Origin of the sequence: Almyronema sp. (genome assembly GCF_052168255.1) — a bacterium.
Taxonomy (GTDB): Bacteria; Cyanobacteriota; Cyanobacteriia; order Phormidesmidales; family Phormidesmidaceae; genus Sphaerothrix; species Sphaerothrix epifaneia.
The window spans coordinates 3,142-12,146 of record NZ_JBQLZL010000089.1; the positions used below are offsets into that span (position 1 = coordinate 3,142).

Consider the following 9,005-nt stretch of genomic DNA (forward strand, 5'->3'; position numbering starts at 1 on the left):
TTTGAGCTAAAAAAAATCCCTCGTCGAACTATCCGGACGAGAGATCAAAGTTGACGAAGCTTAAAGTAGCCAGTTAGGCTGCTTTTCGACCCAATACCTGATCTTTGAGCGAGTTGAAATCTTCAATCAGTTCTTGACGATTAGAAGCCTTAAGCAAATAGCGGTAAATAAACCAAGCGACATAGCCCAATCCAATCAGCTCAAACAGTGGTGATAGCAAAGGAATGTCGTTGATGGCACTCAAAACAGCTAGCATCAGCTTGACCGATATCAAGGCTGCAAAGATAAGCCCAATGGTTGTGATGGGCCGCCGATATTCTTTGAAGAAATCTGTCACATATTCCGGCAAATCAGCCAAAAGCACTGAGATCCGAGCCCAAATTTTTTGCCATTGATCGGGTTCTTCAGTGCCCACGCTTGTGGTTGGGGGCACTGTACTGATGCTGGTATTGGTTGTCTCGGTAGACTCTGGTAAGGAAGATTCTGGTTTTATGTCGGTGCTCATATTAACTCATCTGAATCACAATTTAGGACTATCTCGCTAGAGAAAAACGGCGCTATCGTTTAGCGATAGCAGAGTTATAGTCCGAACTGTCTTGATTTTCAAATAGATCTTGCCGTCGAACCAAAGCTCAAACAGCTTTTAAATATACAACGGATTGAGCCTAGAATCTCTGACAATGCAGATACCGGACAGCGCAGCTAACGGAGGTATCTGCTGAACTACTCACCAGAAAAGCTTTCTAGCATATCTAAACAACGGTGTAGACGCTGCCGATCAATTTGAACTTCTGGATCACTCATCGGCGCTATCTCCTCCGAACGCCTGCTGTAATGATTATGTCGCTTTTGGGTACGAATAAACCCTGAGTCGTAGCGTCTTCGGCGTGATTCCTGCATCCCCATAAGTCTTATTGTCCTTGGCGTCTATGCACTGGCTCGAAAATACCCGTCTGTGGGTTAGTTAACGTGTACTTGTATCTTGTGTTTCTATAGTTCCTTAGGTTGTACGCGCCTGTCTACCTGACTTGTAACAGTTAGTTACCATTACGTTTAGTAACCTGGCAATGCCGCTGCGCTAGATAGACTTTATTAGAATAAGGAGACACATTCATCCTCTATGAAGTTTTACGTGTGTCTGTCGAAACTATCTATGGGCAGTTACAGGGGCTGAAGCCCAGTCAGCTCAAACAATTAAAGCGTCTTTATCATCAGCGTTTACCGGGCGATCGCGTGACAACGCCCGAATTTGCGCAGCGGTTGGCAGCGGTTAGCACTGATATTGGCCAGCCCGTTTGTACGTATCTCAACCGTCGCGGCCAGGTGATTCGCGTAGGGGTCGGTAGCCCTCGCCAAACGCAGATCCCGCTGTTAGAACTCCCCCGCTACGGCGCAGAGCGGCTGTGTGGTATCCGCTGTGTGGGCACTCAGCTTAAAAAAGAGGCTCCCAGCGAAGGTGATTTAACGGCTATGGCCTTACAGCGCCTAGATGCTTTAGTGTTGCTCACCCTCACCGGAGCAGGTTTTACGCGCCGTGGAGGCGGGGCAACTGGCTATGTGCAAGGGGCTTACCTGGCGCATTTGGTACCCCACCCAGAAGCTAAGTGGACGGTTTCTCCTCCCTTGAGTTTGGACGTCCTCGCTCAGCAAGATCTCGTTGACCTAACAGAGGGCTTAGAGGCCGAATTTCGGCGTGAGTATGTGGCGCAGCAAGTCGATGCTACCCACGATCGCGTTTTGCTGGTGGGGTTGTTGACGAATCCGGCAGAGCAAGCGCAGTTTCAAAACACGCTGCAAGAGCTACAGCGCTTGGTGGAAACAGCGGGCGGCGAGGTGCTAGAGAGCCTTTCGCAAAAGCGGACGCGCCCCCACCCGCAGACGGTGGTAGGAGCGGGTAAGGTGCAGGAAATTGCCCTGACAGCGCAGACAAAAGGAGCCAGTCTGGTGGTTTTCGATCGCGATTTGTCTCCGGCTCAGGTACGCAACTTAGAAGCGAGGGTTGGAGTGCGGGTAGTCGATCGCACAGAGGTGATTTTAGATATTTTTGCCCAACGAGCCAAAACTGGAGCCGGAAAGCTTCAGGTAGAGCTAGCCCAGCTTGAATATCAGCTACCGCGCCTGACGGGGCGGGGGCAAGCTATGTCGCGACTGGGCGGCGGTATTGGTACCCGTGGCCCTGGCGAGACAAAGCTAGAAACCGAGCGGCGAGCGATTCAGCGCCGGATTGCGCGGCTACAGCGAGAAGTGACACAGCTACAAGCTCATCGCTCACGAATGCGGCAGCAGCGGCAGCGTCAAGATGTTCCCTCGATCGCCGTGGTTGGCTATACCAATGCGGGCAAGTCTACGCTGCTCAATGCGCTGACCAATGCCGAAATCTATGCGGCTGATCAGCTTTTTGCCACGCTTGACCCTACTACCCGTCGCTTAACCGCTACCGATGCAGAGACGCATGAGTCGCGATCGCTGGTTTTGACGGACACGGTCGGCTTTATCCATGAGCTACCGCCGTCGCTAGTCGATGCTTTTCGCGCCACGCTAGAAGAAGTCACTGAAGCAGATGCGCTGCTGCATGTAGTCGATCTGTCGCATCCGGCATGGCAAAGCCAGATTCGGGCGGTGATGGGAATTTTGGCTGATATGCCGATTACGCCGGGGCCAATTTTGTTGGCGTTTAATAAGCTCGATCAAGTCGATAGCGAAACGCTGGCGATCGCTCAAGAAGAATATCCCCAAGCGATCTTTATCTCCGCCCAAGAACGGACAGGCTTAGAGACGCTGCGGCAGCGGCTCTTGCAACTGGTTGATTATGCCCTCGCGCTTTAGCGGTGCGATCGCGCCCTTCAAGGCTGTTGTTTGGCTCCGCCCTGAGGTAGAGTTGCCAGCCAATGATTTGGGCTACAAAAAGGGATACGCTTTGGACTTACCCCCTATGCCGAGCCATCATTTAGATGGATTGCTCCGACAGGCAGCGATCGCTTCCATCAGCACCTATCAGCGAACCCTGTCGCCCCACAAAGGTTTTGCCTGTCCCCATCGGTTGCTTTATGGCGGAGCATCTTGCGCTGACTATGCCAAACAGCTTTTGCACCGTCAGTCTTTTAAGCGAGCGATCGGCCACCTGCCGCAGCGGTTTCGAGCTTGCTATCAAGCATCCCAAACCCTCCAGTTACAGGCTAATCGCCCCCGGCGCTCTGGCTTTGGCTGTGTGGTCATTCCTTGCTGTTTACCCCTGTAACCGAAAAGATTTTTGACCTAGAAACACCGCCCAACAAAAAAGGCTTTCAGACCGCAGCCTGAAAGCCCAATAGATAGGGATAATCTTTGCTTTGATGGTTAGGAGGCCATGACGGCGAGGGTTTATCGCCAGTCATCGCCAACGCTAGCGCTTGCTTTTAGTCTTGGTCGATCCCCCAAGACGCGTCACCCCCAGCGTAAGCGGGCATCAACGGCGCAGTGTTTCGTTCCCAAGGGGTCGCCTGCGGCTGTAGCCCGCTTTGCCCCAAGGAAAATTCACCTCGCCAGTCTGGTTCAAAGCGTTCAAAATCGCGCGCCTTACGATTCTTTGGTTGGCGTCTACCTTTCAGTAGCTCATCAGCTTGTGCCTCAAAGCCGTTAGGCGTTACCTCAAACTGGCTCACGATGCGAGGTGTACGACCCAGAATGGCGTCAGGATTGTTCAACAGCTCGGCTTCGGTATAGCCATCAATGCCCCAGGTTGTTACCAGTAGCTTTTGGCTGGTGGGGTCAATGTCAAATTGTGTCCAGCCGTAGGTATGAGCCGAAACGTAGTCGCCTTGCAACAGTCTGGCATTAATCAGGCCATCTGCCTGGGGCAAATTATCATCTAGACCAATGGGGTCATAGCCTAGGGGCGCGATCGCCAAATTATTGAACGCCTGGGTGAGAAAGTCGTCTTTGTCGTTGACGATGTCGTCCGTATCCGGGGCGATCGGCAGCAGGTCATAAAAGGCTTTTTGCTCAGGAGTTAATAGCCCGGTTGCGGCTGCCACTTCTACCACCACTTCCCCAAACGGTGGCTGGTAGCCCACAGAACCTGTGGTAATTTCAAAGGCACTGGTGGCAATGCGCTCCCCGCCAGGAACCTCTTGGTACGTGAGGTTGTTGACGAAGGTGGCGTGAATGTCGGCGGCGACGAACACCACGTTTTCAATGCTGTTGTCGTTGATAAACTTCAGCAGCTCGGTGCGCTCGTTGGCATAGCCCTCATAGGCATCGGTGTTGAACAACCCTAGCTCTTGGGCGGGTTCGGGCAGCATCACAAACTTCCAGGTGATGCCTTTGTCTTGAGCCGCTAACAAATCTTGTTTGAGGTCATTAAACTGAACATCACCCAAAAACTGGCGATCGATCAGTAATGACTCACCCAAGAAACGAGCCACATCGGCTGGATTGGTAGCATCAGGAGCGGCCAATTCGGGGTCGCGGAAAGAACGACTATCTAGCACAAAGGTTGCCGCATCGCTGCCATAGGTGTTGTAGCGATACAGCTTACGTTCTCCGGCAGTGCGATCGTCACCAGTTGCACCATAAAAGTCATCTCGCAGCGGATTGTATTCCTGAAACGCCTGCATGCCATTTTCATAAAGCTGGGTGTCGTTAATCAGCCCAGTGGTTTCAGGAAAACGGGGATCAGACGCGGCTGGGGCACCGCCAGAAAAGTCGTTGGTGACTTCGTGGTCGTCAATCGTCGCCAGAATGGAGGTCGAAGCTCGTAGCTCTGCCCAGAAATTTTCACCAAAGCGGTTGCCGTAAACTTCGGCGTGTTTGGCTCTGAATTCGTTTAAGGTTTCGGCCTGTTGCTTAAAGCTGCCATCAGGATTGAGCAGCGCCGGGGAGCCATCGTCGGCATAGATGGTGTCCCCATGTTCAACGAAGAAAGCCAACTGCTTCTCAGCCACGTTGCCGATAGCCGGGTAAGGGGCAATCTCGCCGCGCCAGTCACCCGAAACGCCAAAGCTAAGTCCCTGGTATTGGCCTACTTTTGCAGCCGTTTCAAACCGACCCACTTCGGTGTCTCCGCCTGCATCTGTGACCCGATAGACATATTCGGTTCCGGCCTTTAACCCGTTAATTTCTACCTTAACGGGCTGATTGATGTCGGTCACAGTCGCCTTAACTCGGCGGACTTTCCGGGGATTGTTTAGCGCTGCATATTCAAAGGTGACCTCACCCAGCAGGGTACTGCGGGCCCAGAGGACGGTAGATTTTTGGGTGGTATCGCCGCTGGCGACGCCGTTAACCAGAGATTGCGCTTGCGGATTGCGCGGATCGTAGCTGCCAGGAGCAATATTTAGGGGGTTGGGGAAGGCATTGGCGACGGCTTCCCAGGGGACAAACTTGAAGTTAGTCCCGACGTTTTCGAGCTGCTCGTCGTCTGGCACCACCACCTGCGGATCGTTAGCACCGTCTTGCACTACCATCAAGCCAAAGGGGAAGGCAGAACCTAAGGACGTGCTAATGACCTCCAGACCGTCGCTTTCGTTCACCTGATCAACAGAACCATTGCCGCCAATGACAAAGCTGCCTAGATATTCGTTGGTGCCTTCGCGGCTAAAGACGGCGTAAGACGAGTCTCCCTGGCTATTGGCGATCAGGTAGCCGCTGCCGTTGGGGCCGTAGTAGATGCTGAGTCCTTCAATGTCGGGCACCAGTTCCGGGCGATCGATCGGCTGGATGACGCTGAAGTCATTGCCGCCGTTAGGCTCGGCTGAGAACTTAAGAATGCCGACTTCGTTTTCTAGCGCTACATAAAGCAGCCCCAGTTCTTGATCGACGACAATCCCTTCGGATTGAGAATCTGTGGGGTCGCCTGTCGGCACAGGTAGCGACAGCAGCCGCACTACATTGGCGCTGACGCCAGAGCTATCAGCTACCAGCTCTAGCTGAGCAACTTGGTTGCCATCTGCCTGGGTAACAAATACATAAGACTTGCCCGATACCGGACTCTTGTAAGCCGCTAGCCCGTAAGCTGTGGCTTCGCCATCATCAACGCCAAAAATAGAGTCAGGAATCAGGTCAGAGGTGACGTTGGTGAGTCTGCCGCTAGCGGCATCAATGCTGAAGATAGCCAGAGTATCGTTGGCGCGATCCGAAGCGATCGCCAAATCGGCCACACCGCCATTTTCATCAATCTCGTCGGCTTCATCATCTTCAGAAACCGGGCGGCGCAGTTGAAAGCCGTAGATGACATCGACGTTGTTGTAGCGCTCGGTGCCAAACTCATCTGGGGCAATCACTTGCAACACTTCGCCTTTCAGGTTGAAGGTGGCGAGGCCGCCATCTTTGAGCGTACCGAGAACAACGCTGCGGTTGGGGTCATTGGGGTTTATCCAAACGGCTGGATCGTCGGCATCACCCAACAGCGCCGTGGGTCGAGCGACCGGGCCGTCTTCGTCCCCTTCCTCGTCGTCTCCGCCCACCGGCATGAGATCCACCGGGAAGGTTGCGTCATCGACAACGGGCAGCGTCTCTAAGACGGGCAATACGGCAGGGGTGGTGTTGAAGTCGAGCGCAAAGGAAAGAAACTGAGTGGTTTGAGTGGGGCTAAAGTTGTTGTCGCTAACAATGACAAACGACTGGCGACCATCGGCTAGCTTTGGCCCCAGGGCAATGCCTTCTAGGTTGTCGGGGGCAATGCCCAAATCAGCTTCAATGTCGAGCAGTAGCCGCTTTTGCACAGGTGGATCAATCTCAAAGGGGATCCCTTCTGCCTCCCAGAACAGGTCAGACTGGCTGCTGACATCTAGTGCCCCCTGAGTATTGACCTCATAAAGCTTGACGGTATTTCCTTCTCCAACTGAGAACCCTCGCTCTAAAGCCAGGAAGGTGCCGTTATTGTCGATCGCCAGTAGCTCAACCAATCCATTGGTACGGAAGGCATCTGCCGGATTCGGTGGTTCAGGAACGGCACCCACTTCGTAGACAAATTGCTCCACAGGCTCTCCGGTAACCAGGTCATATTTGAGAAGGCGCGACAGGCTACCTGTATCCACATCGGCCTGCGGCCCATCCTGAAATAGAGCATTTTCGGTGGCGGTGTAGAGAAAGCGCTGATCGGGGGAGAGGGTGAGGCTTTCAAAGGCGAGATTGTTGCGAATGCCGCTGCTTTGGTCAGCCGTGGGGAAAAACAAATCGGGAACGGGTAACTCGCGAATTTGCTGACCCGTTAGCGAAAATTCATTGACAAAGGGGGCGATTCCCTGGTTGGCGTCGCCTTCAGAAGCAATAAACACGGTGCCCCAACTCGTGAGGGCAATGCCTTCGGGATCGAGTACGCCATTGGCAAAGCGATCGCCTGTTGCTGTCTGCAAAAAGGTGACCGCTTGAAACTGAACGTCACCTGCCTCTAAGCTGCCGTCGCTTAGGTCAATTCCCAGCGTGTAGAAGCGGGCATTTGAGCTGCGATCGTCTGAGAGGGCATAGAAAACATTGCGAGCAGCATCATAGGTAATGCCAGAAAGGCCACCAATCTCGGTGCCGCCAAATTGCAGACCCGTGGCAAAGTTGACTTCGCCTAAAAACTCAATACCGCTGACCGACTGACGATTTTGGTTAGCCCCCGGACGAGCGATCGCCACATCGGCATACACCAAGCGGTGATCAGAACTGGGGAACGGAAAGTCACCCACCAAGCCAAACTGGGGGTCGGCGCTCGTCGGCCAAAACACAGCCGCATCTTTGAGATCCAGGTTTTGCGAAGGCAGGACGTAGTCTACCCGTAAATTACCGGGGCCACCAAAGGCGGCTTCGGCAAAGTCCGCTGTGTCGTAAAGGGGGTCGCTTAGCTGAGTTGCATTGTTTTGTCCCTGACGGCTGGCAGCATCGGGGCCACCCAGGCTATCAGGCGACTGCGTCGTGTTAATAGCAGGATTGTTCAGTAGCTGCTGAATCGCTCCGGGCAGGCTATCCCCATCGAACGGATCGGCGTTTTGATCGCCCATAATCACAAAGCGAGAACCGGGAGCGAGTCCTCCCGTGTGGCCTTGGTCGTCGTAAATATAGCCGCCTTCGCCCGGAGTGATGTAGTCAGCCCAAAAGCGAATTTCATCGGCGTTGCGCCGACCGTTGCGATCTTCGGGGCCATCAAAAACTGGGGGAGTGGGATGACTTGCCAAAACGTGAATCACTTCGCCATCAACGCTAATTGGCACATCCCAATGACTTTTAGAAGAGAGGCGAAAGGCGTCTAGTTCAGCGGCTGAGTAAAAGTCGTTTGGGGCAGGTGTGGTCGGATCGTCTGGCAAAAGTGCCCCTGGCATATCCTTCCACAAAAAGGTTTGGAAGGTACGAACGTCCTCTTCGACAATGGGATATTTCGACAACAGCACCATAGCAAACTGCCCCGGAAAGGCACCAAAGCCGAAAGCGTCGTCGCCGTAGCCTGCTGCTCCGGGTGTGGTGACAACTTGGCCGTTGTTGTTGAAGTCAAAGCCAGAGGCAATGCCCGTATTAGAGGGAGCCAAATAAACATACGGGTACTCAACCGGAGCCACGCCGTTTTGGCTAACGCCCAGGTAGTTTTGCTTGAACAGTTCAATCGCTGTTCCGTTCGAGTCGTAGTCAAACTCATTGAGCAGCAGCACGTCAGGGTTCGATCGCTGGATGATTTCAGCAACTGCCTGCGCCTGAGCGTTGTCGGGGGTTGACAAATCGGTGATGAGAGCGCCTTCACTGCCTCGATTGAGAGAAGCATTGAACGTGGCAAAACGAATCGTTTCAGCACCAGCCATTGAGAACTCCTTAGGTGTGGAAACAGAGCAAACCAGGGCAAAAACCGCCATGAATTCAGTCAAAACAGGCAGCACAAAATGGAGCGATCGCGATCGCTCTCAAGTCCAGCAAACACTGCCTCAGCGAAAAGCTTTGCTGGCCTGCTGATAGGTATGGATGCGGTGAAATTTACTGTGTAGCGAGAATATCACCGACAGTTAAAGGAGAGTTTATGGAAAGCTTATGGCTCAAGTTAAGGATGATTACGGTCT

At 53.3% G+C, this 9,005-nt stretch carries 5 protein-coding genes; 2 read left to right on the top strand and 3 right to left on the bottom strand.

Features of this window, described 5'->3' with window-relative positions:
* Positions 1-73 precede the first annotated feature (73 nt).
* Together ACTS3T_RS19245 and ACTS3T_RS19250 are read right to left on the bottom strand one after the other, a co-directional pair.
* Positions 74-505 carry a CAAD domain-containing protein gene (locus ACTS3T_RS19245; RefSeq protein ID WP_462935392.1) on the bottom strand — a complete coding sequence of 144 codons (432 nt, stop codon included), beginning with the start codon at positions 503-505 and terminating at the stop codon, positions 74-76.
* Positions 506-723: 218 nt separating this feature from the next.
* Complete coding sequence (locus ACTS3T_RS19250) at positions 724-906, bottom strand: hypothetical protein (protein WP_462935393.1); 183 nt, start codon at positions 904-906, stop codon at positions 724-726.
* Positions 907-1,134: 228 nt separating this feature from the next.
* Here ACTS3T_RS19250 and hflX point away from each other — a divergent pair, with 228 nt between their 5' ends.
* Both hflX and yidD read left to right on the top strand, forming a co-directional pair.
* Positions 1,135-2,826, top strand: coding sequence for a GTPase HflX (gene hflX / locus ACTS3T_RS19255; RefSeq protein ID WP_462935394.1), 1,692 nt, complete (start codon positions 1,135-1,137; stop codon positions 2,824-2,826).
* Entirely contained in the window at positions 2,810-3,238 is a 429-nt protein-coding gene (yidD, locus tag ACTS3T_RS19260; RefSeq protein WP_462935395.1) for a membrane protein insertion efficiency factor YidD, read from the top strand. The genes hflX and yidD overlap by 17 nt, the downstream gene beginning before the upstream one ends.
* Positions 3,239-3,395: 157 nt before the next feature.
* On the opposite strand, the gene ACTS3T_RS19265 is transcribed toward yidD, so the two are convergent.
* Positions 3,396-8,753 (bottom strand): phytase, encoded by a 5,358-nt coding sequence (locus ACTS3T_RS19265; protein ID WP_462935396.1) that lies wholly within the window; start codon positions 8,751-8,753, stop codon positions 3,396-3,398.
* Between the last annotated feature and the right edge of the window lie 252 nt (positions 8,754-9,005).